This is a genomic window from Gordonia sp. NPDC003424 (assembly GCF_053588655.1).
Window position 1 is genome coordinate 88,018 of sequence record NZ_JBSFQJ010000013.1, and the last position, 23,706, is coordinate 111,723.

General features: G+C 67.2%; 23 protein-coding genes and 1 tRNA gene. 13 read left to right on the forward strand and 11 right to left on the reverse strand.

Annotation, left to right across the window (positions count from 1 at the left end):
* Positions 1-403: 403 nt before the first annotated feature.
* Positions 404-2,068 carry a DUF222 domain-containing protein gene (locus tag ACWDTI_RS18520; protein ID WP_449739570.1) on the forward strand — a complete coding sequence of 555 codons (1,665 nt, stop codon included), beginning with the start codon at positions 404-406 and terminating at the stop codon, positions 2,066-2,068.
* A 149-nt stretch (positions 2,069-2,217) separates the two neighbouring features.
* On the opposite strand, the gene ACWDTI_RS18525 is transcribed toward ACWDTI_RS18520, so the two are convergent.
* Entirely contained in the window at positions 2,218-2,838 is a 621-nt protein-coding gene (locus ACWDTI_RS18525; RefSeq protein ID WP_449739571.1) for a dTDP-4-dehydrorhamnose 3,5-epimerase family protein, read from the reverse strand.
* An 11-nt stretch (positions 2,839-2,849) separates the two neighbouring features.
* A complete protein-coding gene (gene rfbA, locus ACWDTI_RS18530; RefSeq protein ID WP_449739572.1) occupies positions 2,850-3,725 on the reverse strand; it encodes a glucose-1-phosphate thymidylyltransferase RfbA in 876 nt (291 codons plus the stop codon).
* 63 nt (positions 3,726-3,788) lie between these two features.
* On the opposite strand from rfbA, the gene rfbB reads away from it, so the two are divergent.
* Positions 3,789-4,793 carry a dTDP-glucose 4,6-dehydratase gene (rfbB, locus tag ACWDTI_RS18535; protein WP_449739573.1) on the forward strand — a complete coding sequence of 335 codons (1,005 nt, stop codon included), beginning with the start codon at positions 3,789-3,791 and terminating at the stop codon, positions 4,791-4,793.
* Positions 4,794-4,802: 9 nt separating this feature from the next.
* Here rfbB and ACWDTI_RS18540 read toward each other — a convergent pair whose 3' ends face one another.
* A complete protein-coding gene (locus ACWDTI_RS18540) occupies positions 4,803-5,699 on the reverse strand; it encodes an alpha/beta hydrolase (RefSeq protein ID WP_449739574.1) in 897 nt (298 codons plus the stop codon).
* A gap of 115 nt (positions 5,700-5,814) precedes the next feature.
* Here ACWDTI_RS18540 and galE point away from each other — a divergent pair, with 115 nt between their 5' ends.
* Positions 5,815-6,834 (forward strand): UDP-glucose 4-epimerase GalE, encoded by a 1,020-nt coding sequence (galE, locus tag ACWDTI_RS18545; protein ID WP_449739575.1) that lies wholly within the window; start codon positions 5,815-5,817, stop codon positions 6,832-6,834.
* A gap of 90 nt (positions 6,835-6,924) precedes the next feature.
* Here galE and ACWDTI_RS18550 read toward each other — a convergent pair whose 3' ends face one another.
* The 3 genes from ACWDTI_RS18550 to ACWDTI_RS18560 are packed head-to-tail and all read right to left on the reverse strand — an operon-like array spanning position 6,925 to position 10,915.
* Positions 6,925-8,961, reverse strand: coding sequence for a DUF6541 family protein (locus ACWDTI_RS18550; RefSeq protein ID WP_449739576.1), 2,037 nt, complete (start codon positions 8,959-8,961; stop codon positions 6,925-6,927).
* Positions 8,962-9,017: 56 nt separating this feature from the next.
* The gene (locus ACWDTI_RS18555) at positions 9,018-10,265 is read right to left on the reverse strand and encodes an MFS transporter (protein ID WP_449739577.1); all 1,248 of its coding nucleotides are present in this window, start codon (positions 10,263-10,265) and stop codon (positions 9,018-9,020) included.
* A complete protein-coding gene (locus ACWDTI_RS18560; protein ID WP_449739578.1) occupies positions 10,262-10,915 on the reverse strand; it encodes a GntR family transcriptional regulator in 654 nt (217 codons plus the stop codon). The genes ACWDTI_RS18555 and ACWDTI_RS18560 overlap by 4 nt, the downstream gene beginning before the upstream one ends.
* A 267-nt stretch (positions 10,916-11,182) precedes the next feature.
* Here ACWDTI_RS18560 and ACWDTI_RS18565 point away from each other — a divergent pair, with 267 nt between their 5' ends.
* Together ACWDTI_RS18565 and ACWDTI_RS18570 are read left to right on the forward strand one after the other, a co-directional pair.
* On the forward strand, positions 11,183-12,415 hold the full coding sequence (locus tag ACWDTI_RS18565; RefSeq protein ID WP_449739639.1) for an NAD(P)-dependent malic enzyme: 1,233 nt from the start codon (positions 11,183-11,185) through the stop codon (positions 12,413-12,415).
* A gap of 128 nt (positions 12,416-12,543) precedes the next feature.
* On the forward strand, positions 12,544-13,365 hold the full coding sequence (locus ACWDTI_RS18570) for a hypothetical protein (RefSeq protein WP_449739579.1): 822 nt from the start codon (positions 12,544-12,546) through the stop codon (positions 13,363-13,365).
* A gap of 71 nt (positions 13,366-13,436) precedes the next feature.
* Here ACWDTI_RS18570 and ACWDTI_RS18575 read toward each other — a convergent pair whose 3' ends face one another.
* Complete coding sequence (locus ACWDTI_RS18575) at positions 13,437-14,105, reverse strand: VOC family protein (RefSeq protein WP_449739580.1); 669 nt, start codon at positions 14,103-14,105, stop codon at positions 13,437-13,439.
* Between the two features lie 45 nt (positions 14,106-14,150).
* On the opposite strand from ACWDTI_RS18575, the gene ACWDTI_RS18580 reads away from it, so the two are divergent.
* The 5 genes from ACWDTI_RS18580 to ACWDTI_RS18600 all read left to right on the forward strand — a co-directional run bounded on the left by ACWDTI_RS18580 (position 14,151) and on the right by ACWDTI_RS18600 (position 16,832).
* Positions 14,151-14,750: a hypothetical protein gene (locus ACWDTI_RS18580; RefSeq protein ID WP_449739581.1), complete on the forward strand. Its 600-nt coding sequence runs from the start codon at positions 14,151-14,153 to the stop codon at positions 14,748-14,750.
* Between the two features lie 7 nt (positions 14,751-14,757).
* Positions 14,758-15,213 (forward strand): helix-turn-helix domain-containing protein, encoded by a 456-nt coding sequence (locus ACWDTI_RS18585; RefSeq protein ID WP_449739582.1) that lies wholly within the window; start codon positions 14,758-14,760, stop codon positions 15,211-15,213.
* Between the two features lie 60 nt (positions 15,214-15,273).
* Complete coding sequence (locus ACWDTI_RS18590; RefSeq protein WP_449739583.1) at positions 15,274-15,705, forward strand: VOC family protein; 432 nt, start codon at positions 15,274-15,276, stop codon at positions 15,703-15,705.
* 23 nt (positions 15,706-15,728) lie between these two features.
* Complete coding sequence (locus ACWDTI_RS18595; RefSeq protein ID WP_449739584.1) at positions 15,729-16,598, forward strand: esterase/lipase family protein; 870 nt, start codon at positions 15,729-15,731, stop codon at positions 16,596-16,598.
* A gap of 158 nt (positions 16,599-16,756) precedes the next feature.
* A tRNA-Thr gene (locus tag ACWDTI_RS18600) sits at positions 16,757-16,832 on the forward strand.
* Positions 16,833-16,851: 19 nt separating this feature from the next.
* Here the strand turns inward: ACWDTI_RS18600 and ACWDTI_RS18605 are convergent.
* Together ACWDTI_RS18605 and ACWDTI_RS18610 are read right to left on the reverse strand one after the other, a co-directional pair.
* A complete protein-coding gene (locus tag ACWDTI_RS18605) occupies positions 16,852-18,015 on the reverse strand; it encodes an Acg family FMN-binding oxidoreductase (RefSeq protein ID WP_449739585.1) in 1,164 nt (387 codons plus the stop codon).
* A 67-nt stretch (positions 18,016-18,082) separates the two neighbouring features.
* Positions 18,083-18,724, reverse strand: a complete 642-nt coding sequence (locus ACWDTI_RS18610) for a TetR/AcrR family transcriptional regulator (RefSeq protein WP_449739586.1) — start codon at positions 18,722-18,724, stop codon at positions 18,083-18,085.
* A 115-nt stretch (positions 18,725-18,839) separates the two neighbouring features.
* Here ACWDTI_RS18610 and ACWDTI_RS18615 point away from each other — a divergent pair, with 115 nt between their 5' ends.
* Together ACWDTI_RS18615 and ACWDTI_RS18620 are read left to right on the forward strand one after the other, a co-directional pair.
* A complete protein-coding gene (locus ACWDTI_RS18615; protein ID WP_449739587.1) occupies positions 18,840-19,049 on the forward strand; it encodes a hypothetical protein in 210 nt (69 codons plus the stop codon).
* A 9-nt stretch (positions 19,050-19,058) separates the two neighbouring features.
* On the forward strand, positions 19,059-19,973 hold the full coding sequence (locus tag ACWDTI_RS18620) for a LysR family transcriptional regulator (protein WP_449739588.1): 915 nt from the start codon (positions 19,059-19,061) through the stop codon (positions 19,971-19,973).
* On the opposite strand, the gene ACWDTI_RS18625 is transcribed toward ACWDTI_RS18620, so the two are convergent.
* Complete coding sequence (locus tag ACWDTI_RS18625; protein WP_449739589.1) at positions 19,970-20,788, reverse strand: mycofactocin-coupled SDR family oxidoreductase; 819 nt, start codon at positions 20,786-20,788, stop codon at positions 19,970-19,972. The genes ACWDTI_RS18620 and ACWDTI_RS18625 overlap by 4 nt on opposite strands.
* Positions 20,789-21,016: 228 nt before the next feature.
* On the opposite strand from ACWDTI_RS18625, the gene ACWDTI_RS18630 reads away from it, so the two are divergent.
* On the forward strand, positions 21,017-22,654 hold the full coding sequence (locus ACWDTI_RS18630) for an acyl-CoA synthetase (RefSeq protein ID WP_449739590.1): 1,638 nt from the start codon (positions 21,017-21,019) through the stop codon (positions 22,652-22,654).
* A gap of 12 nt (positions 22,655-22,666) precedes the next feature.
* Here ACWDTI_RS18630 and ACWDTI_RS18635 read toward each other — a convergent pair whose 3' ends face one another.
* Positions 22,667-23,695 (reverse strand): ABC transporter substrate-binding protein, encoded by a 1,029-nt coding sequence (locus tag ACWDTI_RS18635; RefSeq protein WP_449739640.1) that lies wholly within the window; start codon positions 23,693-23,695, stop codon positions 22,667-22,669.
* Between the last annotated feature and the right edge of the window lie 11 nt (positions 23,696-23,706).

Genomic DNA, 23,706 nt, shown 5'->3' on the forward strand with positions numbered 1-23,706 from the left:
CGTATCGAGACCACCGCAACCTGCCCGTTGGTCGAGTAGGCGAGCCGTCAGGTGCTGGCGGTAGGGAGACTACTTTCGCTGTCAGACAGCTGATCTCGGGAGCTGTCCCCGCTGGTCGAGTAGCGACGACCGAGCGCAGCGAGGCCGACGCGTATCGAGACCCCGCGCGCCCGCCCCGCTGGTCGAGTAGCGACGACCGAGCGCAGCGAGGCCGACGCGTATCGAGACCCCGCGCGCCCGCCCCGCTGGTCGAGTAGCGACGTCCGAGTGGCGCCGCGCGTATCGAGACCATCGCCTCACGCGAAGTAACTTGTCAGACCCTTGTTATAGGTTGTTGTCAGCAGGAAAAGAGAACGAAGGGCCGCACCACCGAGCTGTCGGGTGGTGCACGAGTCAGAGATGAATGTGGTTGTCCTGCAGTCATGCCCGCATCTCTGAAAGGCTCGTCGTGTCCGCGTCTGCCGGTTCACCCACCACACCCTCGGTGTGGCATGAGCTGCCGGCACCCTTCGCCGGGGACATCGCACTCGACACCGTCGACCAAGCACCGACCAACACCCTGCTCACCGGCATGCGCGAGTTGCACCGCGGACAGTCCCACCTCGCCTACCGCGAATACCGCTACACGGCCACCCTCTACGACCGATACGTCGCCGCCCGCGAAGACACCGACGGATACGTCGTGGACGGGTTCGCCGACGCCGCCACCCGCATCGCCCACGTACTCACCATCACCCGCTACCGCGCCGAACGACTCCTCACCGACGCGATCGCCCTACGCGACCGACTCCCCGAGGTCTTCGAGTGCCTCGGCGACGGCGTGATCAGCCCCGCCCAGGCCCGCCAGATCATTCTCGACACCGACCTGATCGACGGCCAGTCCTATAGCCCGCGGGTCGATGCCGAGATCGCCCAACGCCTGCGCGCCGGCACCTATTCGACGCAGCGGTTGCGGGACATGGTGGACCGGATCATCTTCCGCCACGATCCCGATGCGGTGCGGGAGCGTCGTAAGGACGCCCTGGACAAGCGTGGGGTGTGGGTGGACAACCGTGGCGACGGCACCGCCGAACTTGCCGCGGTGATGTCGGCGGAGAACGCCCGCATCGCCTACGCGAACATCGAGGCGGTCGCCGACCGGGTGTGCGAGCACGACGGCCGCACCAAGAACCAGCGCCTCTCCGACGCCGAGTTCGCGTTACTGAGTGCCAGCGAGTTCGCGTGTGAATGCGGCCGCGACGACTGCCCGGTCACCACACCCACCCTCGACCTCACCACCGACACCGACACCGCTCCCGACGCCGACACCGAGGGCGAACCCGGTCCGACGGCCTCGACGGCGCTGGTGCCGGTGGCTCCGCGGGTCGTCATCCACGTCGTCTGCGACGAAGCCACCATGGCCGGCCGGGCGAACAACCCGGGCTTCATGGACGGACACGGCGTCATCGACGACGCCCACGTCCGCGAACTCGCCGCCCGCCCGGACGCCCGCATCTCGTATCTGGTGCCGCCGGGCACCCCGATGGACCCCGACGGCACGTTCACCCTGCCCGGGTCGATCCCCTCGGACCCCTACCGGCCCAGCACCGCACTCGACGAATACATCCGCATCCGTCACGGCTACTGCACCGAACCCGGCTGCGGCACCAGCGCCTGGCAGTGCGACGGCGACCACGTCGCCGAATACGACCACCACGATCCGACCGCCGGTGGGCAAACCACCTCCGAGAACATCAACCCGAAATGCCGGCCCTGGCACTTGCTGAAAACGTTCGGCCAGTGGCTCGACGACATGTCGCGCGACGACGACGGCCGCCTGCACACCGAAACCATCACCCCCGAAGGACTCGTCATCCCTGGCGAGGCCGAAACCCTCGAAGACCTCTTCCCCGGACTCCGCCGTATCCGATTCACCGCCCGACCCCAAGCCCCACCACACGATGCGCCCCCACCGACACCCCGGCCGACCCGCACCCGGACTCGGACGGCGAACAAACACGCCCGCCGACGCGCAGAACGCAACCGCAACCACAAACGCCACCACGACGGCCCGCCACCACCGTTCTGAATCCGACTGCAGCGGAGGACCTTCGAGATGCCCACGGTTCCTGAGCCAGCGAGCTTGTGAGCGCATCGAAGGGCAGCCAGCGCCTCGCAGGCTCCTCAGGCACCGGGCGGTGACACGGGCTCGTTCGGCATGGGCTCCCAGAGACCAGGTCAGCTTTCGGCGAGATCCCGAAGGTACTCCGTCACATCGTCGTAGACGGGCAGCAGACCGGCGTCACGCGCCGCGAACAGGCCTGGGGCGGCGGTATCCTTCTCGGAGAGTTCGTAGTTCAGAACACTGCCGTCCCGTGCGCTGGTCGGCCAATCGATGCCGAGGTCCGGGTCGAGCGGATTGATGCCGTGTTCGGCCGACGGGTTGTAGCCCGTGGAGCACAGGTAGGTGGCCGTGGAACCATCTGCGAGAGAACAGAATGCGTGTCCAAGGCCCTCGGAGAGGTACACCGCGCGGCGGTCGACGTCGTCGAGCAACACGGTGTCGTGCACACCGAATGTCGGTGAGCCGACACGGATGTCGACGATGACGTCGAGGATCGCACCCACCGGACACGTCACGTACTTGGCCTGTCCCGGCGGGACGTCGGCGAAGTGCACACCGCGGAGAACACCCGCCGCGGAGACGGACAGGTTGACCTGCGCGAGATCGAGGCGGTGGCCGATCGCCTCGGCGAGCAGGTCACCCTTGAACACCTCGGCGAACAACCCACGCGAATCACCGTGCTGCACCGGGGTGATCTCCCAGGCACCGTCGATGGCCAACGGACGCAACTTCATTCGTGTACCTTTCAGGCGTAGCGGCCGCGGGCCAGCAGTTCGAGGAGATAATCGCCGTATCCGGACTTCCGCAGTTTCTCGGCGCGGGAACGCAATTCGTCGTCGTCGATGAATCCGCGCCGCCACGCGATCTCCTCGGGTACGGCGATCTTGAGACCCTGCCGTTGCTCGACGGTCCGCACGAAGTTACCCGCGTCGAGCAGCGAATCGAAGGTGCCGGTGTCGAGCCACGCGGTCCCGCGGGGCAACACCTTCACCTGCAGTTTGCCGCGGTCGAGGTAATGGGCGTTGACGTCGGTGATCTCGTATTCCCCACGCGCACTGGGCTTGAGGTTGCGGGCGATCTCGACGACCTCGTTGTCGTAGAAGTACAGGCCGGGAACCGCAAAGTTGGAGGTGGGATGGGCGGGTTTCTCCTCCAACGACACCGCGGTGCCGTTCTCATCGAAGTCGACCACGCCGTAAGCGGTCGGGTTGGCGACCCAGTAGGCGAAGATCGCACCACCGTCGACGTCCTCGAAGCCCTGCAACTGACTGCCGAGCCCCGGCCCGTAGAAGATGTTGTCACCCAACACCAGGGCCACCGAGTCGTCGCCGATGTGGTCGGCACCGAGGATGAACGCCTGCGCCAGCCCATCGGGCGAGGACTGGGTCACATACGACAGGTTGATGCCGAACTGCTCCCCGTTCCCGAGCAACCCCTGAAACGCCGCACTGTCGTGTGGCGTCGTGATGACCAGGATGTCGCGGATACCGGCGAGCATCAGCGTGGACAGGGGGTAGTAGATCATCGGCTTGTCGTAGACGGGCACCAATTGCTTGCTGACGCCTTGGGTGATGGGGTGCAGCCGGGTCCCTGTTCCACCGGCCAGGATGATGCCGCGCATGGGTGACAGCGTATCGGTGTCGCCGCACCCCGGTAAGGTGTGCCACGACGAAAGGGGTGTCACATGCGGGTTCTGGTCACCGGGGGAGCCGGGTTCATCGGCGCCAACTTCGTCTTGCGCACCCTGACCCAGCGGTCCGACGCCGAGATCACCGTGCTCGACAAGCTCACCTACGCCGCAAACCCGGCCACCCTGACCCCGGTGCTCGACGCCATCACATTCGTCAAGGGCGACGTCGCCGACACCAGCCTCGTGGATCAGCTCGTCGGCGACACCGACCTGGTGGTGCACTTCGCCGCCGAGTCCCACAACGACAACTCGCTGTCCGACCCGTCGGCGTTCATCCACACCAACCTGATCGGCACCTACAGCCTGCTCGAGGCCGTGCGCCGCCACGACGTGCGCTACCACCACATCAGCACCGACGAGGTCTACGGCGACCTCGACCTCGACGATCCGACGCGGTTCACCGAGGCCACCGCCTACAACCCGTCGAGCCCCTACTCCTCCACCAAGGCGGGCAGCGACCTACTGGTCCGCGCGTGGGTGCGCTCCTTCGGCGTGCAGGCGACCATCTCCAACTGCTCCAACAACTACGGGCCCTACCAGCACGTCGAGAAATTCATCCCCCGGCAGATCACCAACGCCCTCTCAGGCATCCGACCCCGCCTCTACGGCGACGGCCGCAACGTCCGCGACTGGATCCACGTCGACGACCACAACGACGCCGTCTGGACCATCATCGACAACGGCGAGATCGGCGAGACCTACCTCATCGGCGCCGACGGCGAGGTCGACAACCGCACCGTCGTCGAATCGATCCTCGAACTCCTCGGCCAACCCGCCGACGCCTTCGACTTCGTCACCGACCGCCCCGGCCACGACCGCCGCTACGCCATCGACTCCACCCGGTTGCGCACCGAATTGGGTTGGCAGCCAAACTATCTCGACTTCCGATCAGGGCTGTCCGCGACCATCGACTGGTACCGCGACCACACCGACTGGTGGCAGGCCGCCAAAGACGGAGTCGAACAGAAATACGCCGCCACCGAAAAGGTCATCGGCTGAGCGCGGCCGTCAGAACCCGGCCAGCGGCACGGTGCGGTCCAGGAAATCCACCTGGTCGGCGACGACCTCCTCGAACGCATCACCGACGTAGATGTCGAAGTGACCCTCGGGGTAACGGATCAGCTGCGTGGTCGGCCCGTCGTGGGCGTAGCGCACGGTCGGTCGCGGCGGAGCGACGCTGTCCTTGTCGCACACGCAGACGAGCACCGGGCAGGTGATCCGCGCCAGCGCCCGGCCCGGACGGTACAGCGGGATGCCGAGTCCGGCCCGCGCGGCGACGGCGTTGGTGAACTCGTACCCGTCGGGAACGAGCGGCAGATAGCCGCTCACCGCGTCGGGTGCCGTCATGAGGGCGGCCTCGTGTGGGTTCCCGGCGAGCGCAACCATCCGCGGCTTACGGCCGACGAGCGACCCGGCGAGGTCGGCGATCCCGCGAGCGGTCACCTTCATCGCCGACCTGGGGTCCAACGCGAGCGTCGAGGCGATGCCGCTGGTGAACGGACATTGCGCGATGACCGCCGCGACACGTCCGTCCCGCGCCGCCGCGACCATGACATGCCCGCCGCCGAACGACGATCCCCACAGCACGACACGATCGGTGTCGACGTTCTCGATGGTGCGGGCGAAGCGGATCGCGGCCGCCCAGTCGTCGAGTTGGCGGCGGATGGACAGCAACTGACGTGGTTGGCCATCACTGTCGCCGAAGTGGCGGTAATCGAACACCAGGCAGGCGTACCCGGCATCACAGAATCGCTCGGCGAACGCGTCGAGACGCATCTCCTTGACCCCGCCCAGCCCGTGCGCCATCACGACGATCGGCGGCGGGGCGAGGTCGTCGTCCGGCAGGTACAACCAGCCCCGACACCAATCCCTACCCGACCTGAACTGCACGTCCCGTCGTGCCACCGATCACCTTCCCGCTCGCCTCGATCACCCTTCGGCACAGTATCCGGCATGCCGTGCGACCGACAACACAGCGATCGTCCGGCGAATCACCAGGAACGCCGCATACGGTGGTGACATGCGCGTACTTGTCAGCGGCGGAGCCGGCTACATCGGTTCCCACACGGTCATCCGTCTCGTCGAGGCCGGCCACGACGTCGTGGTGGTCGACGATTTCAGCAACTCCAAGCCGGCGGTCATCGGACGGCTGGAGGGCATCACCGGCGTACGTGTCCCGGTGCACGCCTTCGATCTGACCGACGTCGACAAGATCGAGCACCTGTTCGCGCACGAGACGATCGACGCGGTGATCCATTTCGCCGGGTTCAAGGCGGTCGGCGAGTCGGTGAGCAAGCCGCTGGACTACTACCAGAACAACCTGGACAGCACCTTCTCGCTGATGCGGGCGATGAACCGGCATGATGTTCGCAACCTCGTGTTCTCGTCGTCGGCGACGGTCTACGGCGCCGAACCGCGTCTGCCGATGACCGAGGATCTGCCCACCTCGGCGACCAACCCCTACGGCTGGACGAAGGTGATGATCGAGCAGATCCTCACCGACATCGCGGCGAGCGACGACCGTTGGCGGATCGCCGCCCTGCGGTACTTCAACCCGGTGGGCGCCCATCCGAGCGGCGAGATCGGCGAAGATCCGTCCGGCATCCCGAACAACCTCATGCCGTTCGTCGCGCAGGTCGCGGTCGGCCGCCGGGAGCGGCTCTCGGTGTTCGGCGACGATTACGACACCCCCGACGGCACGGGGGTCCGGGATTACATCCACGTCGACGACCTCGCCGCCGGGCACGTCGCGGCACTCGACCGGATAGCGAAACATTCGGACCCGATGTCGACGTGGAACCTCGGTACCGGACAGGGTGTTTCGGTGCTCGAAGTCATCCAGGCGTTCGAACGGGCCAGTGGCCGGCCCATCCCGTATCAGATCGCGCCCCGCCGGGCAGGTGACATCGCCGCGTCGTATGCCGATCCGACCCGCGCCAACCGCGAATTGCACTGGTACGCAACCAAGACCATCGACGACATGTGCGAAGACACGTGGCGCTGGCAGTCGGGTAACCCGAACGGCTATCCGGACGCCTGACGATCGGTACACAGATGCAGTGTGAGCGGAAGCTCGCGACAACTATTGTCGCCGAGTCACTCTCACGCTGCAGTTGTGTTTCGAAGCCCGTCAGCCCGGCGGATACACCGACCCGTTGACCCGGTACACGGTCACATTGCCCTGCTGGAACTCTCGGGTCAGTCCGGGTGCACCGTGTTCCCGCAGGGCGAGGAACGGGTCACCCTGCACACCGTTCTTCGGGTCGGGCACCCCGTTCTGGAACGGCCAGTAACTCGGCGGGCTGTCGATCACCCAGTGCACGTCCATGTCTCGCACGATGTCGTCGATGTAGGCGTCCGAGCCGATCTGCGACACCCCCCAGAACAGGTCGCGCTGACGCTGGGAGAAGTCGTTGGCCCGGTAGAACGGGAACATCGGGGTGAGGCCGGTGACGGGGTAGATCCAGCCGGTGCCCTGGTCGAGATTGTTGAGGATCAGAGCATCGTGGGCGCCGGGTTGCCGTGCCAGCCAGTGATAGGCGGCGAGGTCGTCGGGCCCGATGAACTTGCCGCCGCGCTCCTTTGAGGCGAGTTGCGCGTTGGCCGGATACTTCCACACCCCCGCAGCGGCGATCACCACCAGTAACACCGCGAATGCCGCGGGCACCACCCAGCCGACGCCGCGAGGCGAGTCCGAGGACGCACGGCGCGAGAACAGTTGCGCCACAGCGAGGGCGATCGCTCCGAGCGCGATTCCGGCTGCCGCCGCGGAGAACATCGCGACGACGAAGGTCAGCCGGTGCGGCGAGTTGTAGAAGTAGCCCCCGATCGCCCCGAGCGGATACGACAGTGCACCCAGCGCGACAACCGAATTCGCGGTCACCAAGACGAAGACGAGCCAGGTGACGACGCCCGCCCAGCACCGCATCCACAGCAGCACTCCGAGTCCGATCACGGTGAGCACGATCAGAATCCAGATCGGAAAGTGCTCGTCGAGCGGCACAGTGCCGTTGAACGCGGCCTGCGCCAGTCCGTCGAGCACACCGACCGTCTCCTCGCGGAAGTCGAAGAACGGCAACGTGTTGGTGTCGGACACCCTGATGGTGCCGTAGATGACCGGCGCGATCAGGATCAGGGTCAGCACACCGGTCACCACGAGGGTGCCCAGATCGCGGAGGCGACCATAGGCCGGGCGCCACAGGCCTTCGGTCAGCCACCACACCGCGATGATCACGCCCGCCAGGATGAGGCCCGAAGGATGGGTCGCCGTGACCCCGGATAGCGCGAGCGCGGCGGGGACGACGCGACGGCGGTCGCGGACGGCGGTGACGATCAGGATCGCCGCGACCGGCGCGATCGACACGCCGACGGCGTTGGGCACCGACGTCAGCTCGATCTCGACGTAGGGCAGCGACGGGAACAGCGCCGCCACGGCGGCCGCCGGTGCGGCGAGCAGCGCCGAGCGCCGGGTGTCGAAGCGGTGGCGGGCCATCCAGTACGCCAGGCTCGCGACGCCGAACGGCACCGTGACAGCAAGCACCGCGGGTGAATAGGCGTTGTAGATCTCCACCGGCTCGGCGCCCGTGATCGAGATGACGAGCGCGCCGAGCGCATGCCAGGTGTTCGGGTAGTAGTTGAAGCCGTGGGTGTCGTAGTTCATCAACTCACCCATGCGCAGCGCGGAGCCGATGCCCGTCTCCTGAATCCAGCGCAGGGAACTGGCGTGCCACAACGAATCCCACACCTGCGGGATGTTGTTCAGGCCGGCGAACGCGGTTTTCACCAGCGGCCGGATGCAGGTGATCACGATGATCACCCCGCCCAGCGCAGCGCCCGCGACCAGCCAGACGACGCCCCGACGATCCAACGGCGGATCGTCGTCGTCGCGCTCCGGCGTGAGAACGCGCAGCCGCCGGGTCTTCAGCAGCGCCGAATATCCCCACGCGACGAGCAGGCTGATCGCCACCGCGATCGCGGCGGTCAGCACATTCCAGCCGATGCCGATCGCGCTGTAGGTGACGGTGAACCAGCTGACGATCGCCAGGGTGATCGGCGGGCCGGCGGCGATGGCCACCGGCCACGGCAGCGTCGTCAGACGCCCGACCAGTGCACCGGGAACGATCAGCACCAGTGCCGTGACCAGGCTGATCCACGCCCCCAGCAGCATTGCCCGCAACCTCCGTGTTCGAGAAGAATCACGACGAGGTTACCGTCGACTCGGCCTCAGGCGGCGACGGCAGTCCGCTCGCGCCGGTCCGCCCGATGTCCCGCGACGACGATCAACAGGCATCCCACAGCGGCCACCACCCCGAATCCGAACATCATCGAGTAGGTGACCGAGGTGTAGGTCTCCGAGATCCACGCCAGGATCGCCGGCACGGCAAAGCCCAGGTAGGTGACGCCGTAGAACACCGCCGTCAGGCCGGCCAGGTTGTGCGGTCCCGCCAGACGCTGCACCTCGAGCAGACCGGCCATCATGGCCATGCCGTAGCCGCAGCCGAGGACGACGGCCGCGATCAGCGCCATCCACACGGTCAGCACATGAGCGGCCAGCGCGGCCAGAGCCATCCCGGCGGCGACGACGATCAGCGCCGAGACCACCCCGCGCATGCCGTTCGGGTTGTCGATGCGGCGACCGAAGGTCTGGATGGCGAAACCGGCCGCGAGTCCGAGGACACAGCACAGCGAGGCGAAGGCGATCGGGGCGCCCGCGGTCCGGGTCGACATGATCGCCGGGATCACGGCGTACGCCGAGGCGGCGGCACCGAACACCCACGGCGCCAGCGGGAGCACCACCAGCAGGAAACGACGATGCGTGACGCCCGGGATGGCGAGGTCATCGATCAGCCGTCCGGGCGTGGCCTGCCGATCGCGCGTTTCCGGACTGCGGACCAACCAGGCGAGCGCGACCACCGCAAGCAGGATGTTGACGGCGTACGGCAGGACGGTCGGCCACGGGCCCCACTGCGCGAGGACCCCGGCCACACCGGCGCCGATGCCGAATCCGGCGGTGAGGCTCATCGCGGCGCGGCGCGCTCCCGCGGCGCGCCCTCCGCCATCGCGCGCCGAGATCTCGGCGATCCAACTACCACCGACCGCCATCGACAGCCCCAGCGCGACACCGCTGCACACCCGGCCGGCGCTGAGCACCGCCAGGGAGTGCGGACCAAGCGCGAGCAGCAGTGAGCCGGCCGCGGCGAAGACCGGTGCGGGCAGCATCAGCGGACGGCGACCGAGCCGATCCGACAGCGGCCCGCCGATCAACAGCGCCGGCACGATGCCGAGCACATAGGTGAACAGCAGTCCGTCCACCGCGACCGCCGAGAGGCCGCCGTCATGCCGGTACATCACCAGCAGCGGCGTGAACTCGTTGCCGCCCCACGCGGCCGCGAACACCGCCAGCGCGACGGGAACCCAGCGCCGTTGCGTCGTGGGCGCGCCCGAAGGCGCCTCGGTCGTCGTGAGCGTCATGATCTCTGTCCTCCTCGCAGGTCGTGAACCCCGGCCAGATGGGCGGCAAGGGCGGTCGCGAAAGCGTCCGCGTCGGCGCTCTCGATCGTGGCGATCAGGTCGCGATGGTCATCGAGAATGCGGCTGGTCACCGACCGGTCGCGGTGCACGCTGGCGGTGGTCATCCGTCGATGACGTTCGCCGAGGCTGCGGAAGAAGTCGGCGAGCAGCGGGTTGTCGCCCGCCACCACGATGAGCTGGTGGAACTCGGCGTCCAGCCGGGAGAACTCGGCGGTGTCCGCGGGGTCGGCGGCCCGGTGGTCGGCGAGGTTGTCGGCGAGGCGCTGCACCAGCCCACTACGGGTTGCCTCGTGCGCGATCACGGCACGCACCGCATGTCCCTCGAACAGCAGGCGGGCGTCGACGACGTCGGCGGCCTCCCCGTCGGCGATCGGCACCACCAGCGCGCCCCGCTTGGGATACAGCCGCATCCAGCCCTCGGCCTCGAGGCGCAGGAAGGCCTCTCGCACCGGGGTCCGGCTGACCTCGCAACGCCCCGCGACCTCGCCCTCGCTGATCAGTTCTCCGCCGGCGATGGTGTTGGTCAGGATCTGTTCCTTGACCTCGCGATAAACGCGTTCGGCGGCGGGCACCGAAGTTTCATACGACATAGATACAAGTTGTACCCCAGGACTTTGGTCCCGCACAACCTGTGACCGCCCACACCGAGAGGAGGGTCACCTTGATCGGCTCACAACAGCGGTGGGACACTTGACGGGCTCCGCGCCGGGCGATCCCGATCGGCGCGGCGCCGTGGTCATGGCCGGCCGGGACAACCCCCGACGGCCGCGACGACCCGAACCACAAGTTCACCGGGAGCGCCCCGCCGCCGTGGCGCGAGTCGAGGCCCGCCGACGATCGCGGGCCATCCAGGAGGAATTACCGTGGCCAACACGGCTGACAACGCCCCTATCGATCACAGCAGCGGACCGTTCAAGGAACCAACCATCGACGAGATGCCCATCACCGACGAAGAGATCTTCATGGCGCACGCCGGTGGCAAGCTCTCCGTCGAGCTCCGCTCACCCATCGACACCCAGCGCGACCTCTCGATCGCCTACACACCGGGCGTCGCGCAGGTCTCCCGCGCGATCGACGCCGACGCCGAGCTGGTGAACAAGTACACCTGGACCGACCGCCTCGTCGCGGTCGTGAGCGACGGCTCGGCCGTCCTCGGTCTCGGCGACATCGGCCCGCGCGCCTCGTTGCCCGTGATGGAGGGCAAGTCGGCGCTGTTCCGCACGTTCGCCGGACTGAACTCGATCCCGATCGTGCTCGACACCAAGGACCCCGACGAGATCGTCGAGACGCTGATCCGGCTGCGCCCGAGCTTCGGTGCGGTCAACCTCGAGGACATCTCCGCACCGCGCTGCTTCGAGATCGAGCGGCGTGTCATCGAGGCGCTCGACTGCCCGGTCATGCACGACGACCAGCACGGCACCGCGATCGTCGTACTCGCCGCACTCAAGGGCGCGATGAAGCTGCAAGATCGCGACATCCGTGACCTCAAGGTGGTCATCTCCGGTGCGGGTGCGGCCGGCGTCGCGTGCGCGAACATCCTGCGGGCCGCCGACGTCGCCGACGTCGTCGTGCTGGACTCGAAGGGCATCGTCAGCTTCCACCGCGAGGACCTGAACGAGGTCAAGCAGGAACTCGCCGAGCACACCAACCCGCGCAGCCTGCACGGCGGTGCCGAGGAGGCCCTCGAGGGCGCCGACGTGTTCCTCGGTGTCTCGGCGGGGAAGATTGGCGAGTCGCTCATCGCGTCGATGGCCGACAACGCGATCGTGTTCGCGCTCTCCAATCCCGATCCGGAGATCCATCCGACCGTGGCCGCCAAGCATGCGGCCATCGTCGCGACCGGGCGCAGCGACTTCCCCAATCAGATCAACAATGTGCTCGCATTCCCCGGAGTGTTCGCCGGCGCGCTCGACGCGGGCGCCCGTCGCATCACCGAGCGCATGAAACTGGCTGCGGCAGAAGCGATTCACTCGGTTGTCGCCGACGATCTGCGGATCGATCAGATCGTCCCGAGCCCGCTCGATCCACGCGTCGCACCTGCCGTCGCCGCCGCGGTGGCCGAGACCGCGAAGGCCGAGGGCGTGGCCTGAGCCATCGGTCGTTGACCAAGTTCGGCCCCGTCAGGGCCTTTCGAGGGGCATATCCCCTCGGACGGTCCTGACGGGGCCGATTTTGGTCACTGCGGAGCCGACTCCGTCCGGGCCGCGTCTGATTATGTGTGGACCCACGCGTTTACAGCCGCGCCGAGCTGCTCCGTGACGGCGCCGACGACGCCTATCTGCGGCGCGCAGTACGTCGGGGCGCATTGACGAAGCCTCGGCCGGGTTACTTCGCGAGGCCCGATGCCGATCCCAACGTCCTGACGGCCGTGGGGCGCGGCGGTGCGCTGAGTTGTATCTCCGAGTTGCGGCGGCGGGGATTCTGGACTCCTCCCGGATACGACTCGTTGCACGTTCGGGCGTCCCGCCATCACCGGGACAAGCGTCAGGACTTCTGCGCTCTGCCCGGTCGTCCCCTGCCGGTCACCACCGCAGTCGATGACATTCCGACTGCGTTGGTGTGCGCGGCCGGCTGCCTGTCCGAGGAGGATTGGATCGCCGTCTGCGATTCGGTGGCCAATTCGACGCGGACCAGCATCCCCGACCTCGCAGCACAGCTCCCCCAGACCTCCCGCAGAATCGAGCGCTTGCTGGACAAATGCGACGCCCGATCTCAATCGGGGACCGAGTCGATAGTCCGTGTCCGGCTCCGCGCCAGAGGTTTTCACGTCGAGGTGCAACCGGAGATCTCGGGCGTGGGCCACGCGGATCTACGTCTCGGACGGTTGCTGATCGAGTGCGACAGCGAACTGCATCACACCAGTCGCGCGAACTATCGGAACGATCGTCGCCGCGACCGCAAGTCCTTGCTGCGCCACGACCGGCCGACGCTGCGCCTGACGTACGACGATGTGCTGTATGGCTGGGACGATGTTCTGGACGACATCGTCTGGTTCACCGACCGGGATCGTCATCGAATCCGTAGACGCCCTGGCGAGTGACCGAGATCGGCACCGACAAGCCCCTCCGAGGGGCATATCCCCTCGGAAGACGCCCACGGGGCTGATTTCAGTTACTCGCGCTCCTGCCACGTGCACAGGCAGATCTCGTTGCCCTCCTGATCGGCGAGCACCCAGAACGACGGCGCGTATTCGTCGGTGAGGAGTTGCCCGTCGGCGTCGAGGGCGGCGGCGATCCGGTCCTGCACGACATCGTGGGGCACCCAGAGGTCGACGTGTATGCGGCTGCGTTGCGGGCGCGGCTCGTCCATCTGCTGGAACCACACACCCGGCAGGATGCCGGCCGGGTCGGACAGGTCCACCGAGGTCTCCTCCGGCTCGTCACGGTAGCCGAGCACGGCCTTCCAGAACGGTCGGATGGCGGCGACGTCGAGGGCATCGATGGCGAGTTCGAAACGCGCCGGCGGCGCCGGCAACGGGGCGAGTTCCAGGTCGGTCGCGATTGCGGCGATGGCATTCGCGAGGGCGACATCCGCCTCGGTGAGTCGATGCGCGCTGTGCGTGGTCACTGCGAGATGCACTGAGCCATAACGGAGATCGACATCCGGATGGTGTCCGGCGGCCTCGGCGGCATCGATGATCTTGGCGACGAACTCACCCCCGCGCACCATGTTCCCGGTCTTGAAGGCCGCGTAGAGCGTATCGGCGAGGACCCGCCACGGATCGGAGAGAACCTCGGTGGCCGCAGCGGCACTGACTGGTGTTCCGGTGGATCCCGTCATGTCTCGACCCTACGTGCGCGGCCCCATCCTGGGTAGGCTGCAGAGGTGCTTCTTCCCGCGCGGGTGGCCCGCGGCGTGGCGGACGGCGGCGTGGACCTGGCCTTCCGCCGGTGGAAGACCGCGCGGGTCAAGGTCGCATCGCGGTTCCTGACCAGTGCCGGGCTCATCGAGGTGACCTCCCTCGAGCAGATCACCGTCGACGACATCTCCGACGACGACGCCCGCCGCGCCGGGTTCGACACGGCGGCACAGGCGATCGGCAAACTCCGCGACAACGACGACCCGGTCTTCCGGGTCGGCCTGCGCTGGGCCGGTCCCGATCCGCGGATTGCCTTGCGGGAGGACGACACCGTGTCCGACGACGACCTCGCCGGGATCGTCGCGAAGTTGGAGCGGCTCGACGCACGGTCGTCGCACGGACCGTGGACGCGTGCGGTGCTCGGCGTCATCGCCCGTCGGCCGGCGGTCGTCTCCACCGAGCTCGCCGCCGAATTAGGCAGGGAACGACCCGATTTCAAGCTCGACGTCCGGAAGCTGAAGGCGCTCGGCCTGACCCACAGCCTCGACGTCGGGTACGAGTTGTCACCGCGTGGGCGGGTCGTGCTGGCGGCGCTCGACGCGCGGACGCCTGCCGACGGCGGATAATCGAGCCATGTCCAGTCCGCCGCCCGCACGACATCTGCTGCGCGCCAAGGATCTCGTCGACGCTCGGTTTGCCGAGCCGCTGACCGTCGACGACATGGCCGCAGCCGCGGGTCTGTCCCGCGCTCACTTCTCACGTGCGTTTGCCGCGACCTTCGGCGAGTCGCCTCATTCGTATCTGCAGACGCGTCGACTCGAGCGGGCCGCGTCGATGCTGCGCAACACCGACCGGTCGGTGGCCGACATCTGCATGGCGGTGGGATTGTCGAGCGTCGGATCGTTCACCACGAGTTTCACCAAGGCCTTCGGCAAGACACCGACGGGTTACCGCGCGTCGTTCCCGCCCGCCCATGTCTACGCGCGGGTGCCGGCGTGCGTGCTGCGGGTGTACCACCGGCCGGCGCCGACGACCCGCGTCGACAAGACAGCACACGGGAAGAAGACCACGGCGTCCGACGACTCGTAGCGTTGATCTCACCAACCACCACATCGAAATCTCGATGTACGAAAGAACAAGGTGATCAACATGATTCAGATCGCATGCGCCCAATTGTGGGTCCACGACCAGGATGCCGCCCTGGATTTCTGGACGACGAAGGTCGGCATGGAGGTCCGCTCCGACGTCACGATGGCGGAGATGGGTGACTTCCGCTGGCTCACCGTCGGACCTCCGGGGCAGGAGGACGTGTCGATCGTCCTGATGGCGATCCCGGGCCCGCCGATGATCGACGCCGCCACCCAGGAGGAGATCCGGTCGATCATGGCCAAGGGCTTTGCCGGCACGGTGTTCCTGACCACCGACGACTGCCAACGGTCCTACGAGGAGTTGGCCGCGCGGGGTGTCGAGTTCACCGAGACGCCCGAGCAACGTCCGTACGGGATCGACGCCGGCTTCCGCGACCCGTCGGGCAACAGCATCCGGCTGACCCAGTTGCAGGACAATTTCGCCGAGCTCTGAAGCACGACGGCCCGGCGTGCAGAATGGCGTTCATGCACCGCATGCGTCGACTCGGCATCGCCGGCGGACTGATATCGCTCGTCGCGACCCTGACCACCACCCCGGGCGGGGTCGCGTCGGCGGCACCTTTACCGGCGACCACCGATCCGCAGCAGGCCATCGTCGACAACTACCTCAAGCCGGCAACGACGTCACCCCCGGGCGCCAACCGCTTCGACTGCCGCGACAAGCAGGGCCGCGACCCGGTGATCCTGTTGCACGGCACCGCGATGAACCAGGCCGCCAACCTCGCCTACCTGTCGCCGATGCTCGCCAACGCCGGCTACTGCGTCTTCAGCATCACCTACGGGCAGACCAGCTGGAGCGGCAGCGTCGGCGGCCTCGGCAACAAGGACCGCTCGGCCCGGCAGGTCGGCGCGTTGATGGACCGGGTGCTCGCGGCGACCGGCGCCACCAAGGTGGACTTCGTCGGCCATTCACAGGGCGGGGCCATCGCGCAGCTTGTGTCGCAGCTGCCGGGCAAGGCGGCGCACATCGACACCATCGTCGGGCTGTCGGCGCCGAACCGCGGGTACTCGCGGACGAGCACGATCACCGACCGGCTGCCCGCGTCCCGCGAACCCGGCGAGAACGACTGGGGACCGCGGCACGCGGGGATCCGGTACGTGAATCTGGCGACCACGCACGACCAGATCGTCACGCCGTGGCAGAACTCACTGATGGCACCGGGCCCGAACGTCGCCAATCTCCCCGTGCAGAACGTGTGCCCGAAGTCGCTGATCGGACATGTGGGGATGGCCTACTCCCCGATGGTCGGTGCGCTGGTGCGCAACGCCCTCGATCCGGCGCATCCGGTTGCCGTGCCGTGCGTCGACGACGACTATCCGGCGTGACCCCGGCCGCCCACCCGGTTGGTTCCCAGGCCCCCACCTCGTTCCCGGACTGCACCCTGGGAGCGAGGTGGCAGCCTGGGCGTTTGCGCGGTGATCGGTCCGGTTTGGAGGGTGAGCAAGGTGGTCGCTAGACTCGTGGGCGCTGTCTTGCACAGCACGCCGCCCTAGCTCAGTCGGTAGAGCAATTCACTCGTAATGAATAGGTCAGGGGTTCGATTCCCCTGGGCGGCTCCACGAGAATGCCGGGCACCTCTCACGACGCGCGGGTCACGTCCGAGAGCGCTCGTCGTGGCGAGAGCCCCGCAGAGTGCTGCGGGTACCCGATCCGCAGTGACACCAACGCCCGACTCTGCGGTATCCCGATGATGGCGCTCCACCGAGAACCGAAACGGTCCGGGTGACCCTGCGCGGCGTCGCGGGCGATACGCTCGGTGATCTGGTTCATGTGCTGCATCGCCAAGCCCTGCGCGGTCGCGGCGAGATGCACATGCTGGATCAGACGGCCGGCGGCCAGACGGGATTCCGGGTCACCCACATCAGGCACGCGGACGATGCCATAGGCGGCCGCGGTGGCCGTGTGGACCTCGCGGGTGGTTTTCAGCCAGAACTCGTCACCGCTGGTGCGGGACTGTGCGGGAAGGATTTTCGCGGCAGCGAGCATGGCGGAACCCATGCCCTGCGCGTCGAGTGTCAGTCCGTCCCGGTGCGCGTCGATATCGCCGCGGTTGTTCCGGAACCAGGCAAACGACTCCTCCGACATCGGCGTGTCGTCGATGATGGCCTGTGTCGCTTCGACATACAGCGCACCGAGCGCACGTCTGCGGTCGGGATCGGTGATCCAGACGATTTCCGGATCGACCGTCCCGAATGTGCCGGCCGGATGATTCGCCAGTGCGGCGAGGATTTCCGCGCTAACGGGACGTGAGGCGTAGGGACCGCGGTTGGAGTGTCGACGCCCGACAGCGGGCGCGAGATCCTCGGTCGGCGCCGAAACTGCTGGGCGTACACCGATATGCGCGACGTGACCGGGAGATCCATCGGGGATCGGCGTGACCTCGGCGGCCAGTCCGCGAGCGCGCGCGGCAACCACCATGTTCTCGATCGCGCAGCCGAATCCGACCATCCGTTCGCGTCCGTCGGAGTCCATGATCGGCATGACGCGAGTCGGGTCGGCATACAGGTCGATACCGTCGGCACCGATTGCGAAGATCCAGGGCTGGGTGTTGTGCGGGTTGGCCGCCAGCACACCGGCCGCGACGACACCCCGCAGTCCCGGTTGCGACTGCCATGAGGACCAGAGGTCGTAGGGAGTGCCCTCGCCGGAGTCGAAGACGCCATTGCTCGCCGCGCGCACACTGACCGCACCACCTCCGACCACCACGACGGCGATCGCGCCGACGCCGATGCCTTTCAGCACGGCGCGACGAGAATACAGTCGCTCATCGGGCGGTTCTCCCCGCGCCGGTCTGGAGCCATGTCGGTGGTCATGATGTGAGTCCTCGGGGTGGTAATCCGACCACGGCTCGTCCGCGATCGGTGAGCAGGGGTTCGATCACGACGATGTAGGTGCGTCGGGGATCGAAATGGTCGCTGCCGACGACGTCGGCGAACGGGACCGCCGTCTCGGCGATCAGCCACAGATGCGCGATGACGTCGCGGAGCGTGACCGGTGGTTGCGGATGTCGTGCGAGGCCTGCGCGGATGACGGTCGCCGCGAGCTCCTCCAACAGGTCGATCCGCCGACCCATGTTCTCCCGATACAGGTGCTCGAGAACCGGGTCGAACCGCAGCAGGGTGAACAGCTCGCGGGCGAGGAACGTGAAGCTTCCGGTGATCGAGGCCTGCCGGCCGCCCGACTGCCACAGCACACGCAGGATGTCCGCCGCATCCCAGGTCACGTCGACAGGCGGCTCCGACGCCGCACTCCACCGTTCGTATAGCGCGCGGATGATGTCCGCCTTGTCGGGGAACCAGTAGTAGAGGTTGCCGGGACTGATGTCGGCCTCGCGGGCGATCCGGGCGGTACTGACCGCTGCGGTGCCCTCGGCATCGAACAAGCGCCGCGCGGTTTCGAGGATCTGCTCGCGACGCACGGCGACCCGTTGCGGCGCCCGACGTTCGGTCATATTTGAATTATCGCTCTATTAGAGCGTTGATTCTAGATATGGCGGGAGTGATTCCGGGAACACCGTGCTCCCTATAGTGGAAAGCAACCATCGACGACGCGGCGAGGAGCACACGATGTCGGACTTCATCAACAAGATCAAAGAAGAGGCGAAGGCCGTGTCCGCCGCGATCGACCAGGAGCTGACCGTCCTCGAGGGTGTCGACGGCTACGACCCGCTCCGCAACGACGACGACACTGCCGACACCGACGCGACGGACGAGATCGAGGCGACCCAGCCGGCATCCGACGACACCGAGGGCGGCGGCACTCCCACCAACGCCTGACCGCGGCAGGTGGTACAACAACGCCTGCCCGATCTGACCGCCCTGGACGTGGTCGTGACGGTGGCTCGGCTGGGCAGCATGGGTGCGGCCGCGCGCGACCTCGGCATCAGCCAGCAGGCGGTGAGTTCACGGGTCCGCGGCGTCGAGCGGGAACTCGGTGTGGAGATCTTCGTCCGGTCGGCCGGCGGCGTCGACGTGACGCCGAACGGCATGGCGGTGCTCGAGTGGGCGAACGCTCTCGTCGAGCGGGGCGCCCAGTTCATGGCGGGCGTGGATGCGCTTGTCGGCGCACACCATTCGACGCTGGTGGTCGCGGCGTCGAAAACCGTTGCGGAATACCTGGTTCCGATGTGGATCACCACCCTCGCCCATCGCAGCAAGGTGAAGATCTCGGTGCGGCCGATGAACTCGTCGGAGGTCATCGCCGCGGTACGGGCCGGTGAGGCGGATCTCGGATTCATCGAAAGTCCCGGCGTCGTCGGCGATCTCGACAGCGCGGTGGTGGCGCGCGATGAACTGGTGGTGGTCGTCTCGCCCGGTCACCCGTGGGCCACCCGCGCCACCATCACCGTCACCGAACTGGCCTCGACAGCGCTGATCCAGCGCGAACCCGGTTCGGGCACGCGCGTGACCTACGAAGCCGCCCTCCAGGATTCGGGAGAGACACCCGCCGAACCGTCGATCGAGCTGCGTTCGGTCACCGCCATCCGCGCCTCGGTGCTGAATTCTTCGGACGCCGCAGTGCTTTCGCGACTGTCGGTCGACGACGACATCACCGCCGGCCGACTTGTCCGCGTCGACGTCGAGGGTCTGCGCATGCTGCGGCCGCTGCGGGCGGTGTGGTCGCCGAACATCACGCTGCGCGGCCCCGCCCGCGACCTCCTCGAGGTCGCGCTGCAGGCCGGACGACCGAAACAGCCTTAGCGAGCGTTGAATCCGGCGTCGACGGGCAAGGTGACGCCGGTGATGTAGCGGGCGTCGTCGGAGACCAGGAACGCGATCGCGTTGGAGATGTCGACGGGTTCCACCCACTGCACCGGCATCAGGTTCTTGACCGCGTCGAGTTCGACGTCGGGTCCGAGCGCGGAGAACACCTGCTCCATCACCGGATTCTGGATCATCGGGGTTGCCACGCCGGTCGGGTGCACCGTGTTCACGCGAATGTTCATCGGCGACAACCAGTTCGCCCACGACCGCATCATGCCGACCAGCCCGTGCTTGGCGGCGGTGTAGGCGACGCTCGACCCGCCCGCGCCGCCGGTGCCCTTGAGTCCCTGGGTGGAACTGGTGATGACGATCGATCCGGCCTGCTTGTCGATCAGGCTCTGCACGCCGGCCATCACGGTGTGGAAGACGCCGGTGAGGTTGACGTCGATGACGTCCTTCCATCGGTCCACGTATTCGCCGTCGAGTCCCACCGGAGCGATACCGGCATTGGCCAGGATGATGTCGAGCGTCCCGAGCTCGGCCTCCCCCTCCGCGACCACCGCACGGAGCGCGTCGAGGTCCCGCACGTCGGCCTGCCGCGCCACGATCCGCCGATCCAACGCCTCGACCTGCCGCACGGTCTCGGCCAGGTCCTCCGGGGTGGCCATCGCGTACTCGACCGACGAGATCTGCGCGCAGATGTCGACCGCGACGATGTCGGCGCCCTCCGACGCCAGCTTCACCGCGTGACTACGCCCCTGCCCGCGCGCGGCTCCCGTGATGAATGCGACCTTGCCGTCGAGCTTGCCCATGCCGACCTCCTCGTCCGATGCGATGCCCCGGCCCGCTCCGCAGAGTAGGCGAGCCGCCAAGACCCGGAACGGGAATTGGGAGACATGCCCAGAGGGGTGTCACCGGCGACTGCGAGGTGAAATCCCGCCCACCGGACCGTGGGCCATATTCTGAACACAACGCGTGTCAGTTCATGGTCTACAGTGGCGCCTGACACACCGCGCGACCACAACGGAGGCCAGCCGACAATGCCAACAATCCGCGACCGCATCGACGGACTGTCCGACACCATCGGAGCGGTCCGCGTGCTGCACCGCGCCGGCGCTCTCGACTTCACCAAGCCGCAACAGGTGGTGACGGCGTCCAAACGCGCGAAGACCGTCGGCCCGCCGGCCGCGATCATCCAGCACGGTGCCGAGGAGCATCCCGATGCCCCCGCGCTCACCGACGAGCTCGGCACCCTCACCTTCGGTGAGCTCGATCAGGCGGTGAATGCGCTGGCCAACGAGCTGCTGGGACTCGGTCTGACACCCGGCAGCGTCATCGGCATGCTGGCCCGCGACCATCGCGGACTGGTGACCGTGCTCGCCGCAGCCGGACGCGCCGGGGTGCGGCTCGTCATGATGAACACGGGCTTCGGCAAGACCCAGTTCGCCGAGGTGGCCGAACGCGAGAAGGTCCAGGTCATGCTCTACGACGAGGAGTTCACCGACGTCCTCGCCGACCTGCCCACCGACATGCCGCGCTACCTCACCTTCACCGACGGCGACCGGCCGGTGCCCGACGGCGTCCGCACCGTCGAGGACGTGGTGAAGACGGGCGACACCACGGCCCCGCCGACCCCGAAGGAGTTCGCCGGTCTGGTGATCCTGACCAGCGGGACGACCGGACTGCCCAAGGGCGCCCAACGGGCCAAGTTCTCGCCGTTCACCAGCGCCCTGCTGCTCGACCGCATCCCGATCCCGAAGGACGGGACGATGGTCATCGTCTCGCCCATCTTCCACTCCACCGGCTTCGCGGTGTGGGGCGTCGGCACGGCGCTGGGCAACCGCTCCGTCGTGATGCGCCGCTTCAACGCGGAGAAGACACTCGCGGCGCTCGCGGAGAACCGCGCCGAGACGTTGGTGGCGGTGCCCACGATGCTGCATCGGATCCTCGCGCTCGGCCCGGAGGTCATCGGGCGATACGACCTGTCCGCGCTGAAGATCATCGTCATCGCCGGCTCGGCCCTCTCGCCCACGCTGTCCGAGCGCGTGCAGGACACCTTCGGTGACGTCCTCTACAACATGTACGGGTCCACCGAGGTCGCGATCGCGTCGATCGCCCAGCCGCACGAACTGCGCCTGGCGCCGGGAACGGTCGGGCGCGCACCGGTCAGCAGCCGCCTCGCGCTCTTCGATGAGAACGACCAGCGCATCACCGGCAACAACATTCGTGGCCGCCTGTTCGTGCGCAACGGTTCACCGTTCGAGGGCTACACCGACGGGCGCAACAAGCAGATCATCGACGGCTACATGTCGACCGGCGACATGGCCCGGTTCGACGAGAACGGTCTGCTGTTCATCGACGGCCGCGACGACGACATGATCGTGTCGGGCGGTGAGAATGTGTACCCGCTCGAGGTGGAGAATCTCCTCGCCGAACATCCCGATGTCGCCGACGTGGCGGTGATCGGCGTCGACGACGAGGAGTTCGGCACCCGCCTGCGGGCATTCATCGTGCCGGCGCCGGACACCGATCCGCAGCCCGACGACATCCGCAGCCATGTCCGCTCGAATCTCGCGCGCTACAAGGTGCCCCGAGATGTCGTGCTCGTGGAGGAACTCCCCCGCAACCCGACCGGCAAACTGGTGCGGCCCAAGCTGCCGACCGGGCCGCTGACCTGAGAGCAGTCCAGGTCAGATGGGGCGCTTGAGGTCCGGGTTCTCCTGGTAGACCTCCTTGATCAACGACAGGTCGAAGATCTGCTCGGGCTTCAGGGTGTACCCGGCCTTCTCCAACGCCACCATGTTCTCCGCGATGAGAGCGTCGGTCATCGTCAGGATGCCGTTGGCCTTCGTGTCCGCGGACACGATCAGCGCATTCTGCGCGGTGGCCTCCTTGGTCTGTTCGGCCTCGTCGAGTTTGAGGTCCTTGCCGTACTTGGTGACCGCCAGGTTCGCCGATCCGGCCGGGTCGGCGATGGCGTCGTACCAGCCCGCGATGTCGGCCTTGAGGAATGCCTTGAGCTTGTCGCGCTCGTTGTCGATGGTCTCCTGCCGGACCACCAGCGTCTCGGCCACCAGCGGCAGGTTGAAGTCCGCGAAGAGGAAGTTGGTGTTGGGAAAACCGGAGGCGGCCAACGTGATCGGCTCGTTGGTGACATAGCTGACCCAGCCGTCGACGTCGCCGGTGGTCAGCGGCGTCGGGTCGTACTGGACGGTGATCTTCTGGACGTCGGCCTCGGTCATGTTGTTGGCGGTCAGCAGCGCCTTGAAGACGTTCTCGTTGGACGCCTGCACCCCGATCTTCTTGCCCTTCATCTCCTCTGGGCTGGTGATCGGTTTCGTCGCCGACGACACGATGCAGAACGGGTTCTTCTGATACGTCGCCGCAACGGTTTTCAGCTGCGCACCCTGCAGGATGACCGGTGCGGTGAGCTGCGGTGCGGTCATGCCGATCCACACCTTGTTCGAGGTCAGGCCCGTCTCCACGCCGGTGCCGGCGCCGCCGCCGGTGATCAACTCCGGTGTCCCGACACCGGCCTGGTCGTAGTAGCCCTTCTCCAATGCCCAGTATTCACCGGCGAATTCGATGTTCTTCTGCCACGACAGCTGCACCTTGGGGTTGGTCGACGACGCACCCGACGAGGACGAGTCGCCACCGCTGCTACATGCGGCCACGACGCCGCTCAGGCCCAGCGCACCCGCGGCACCACCGGCCATCATCGAATACCGGA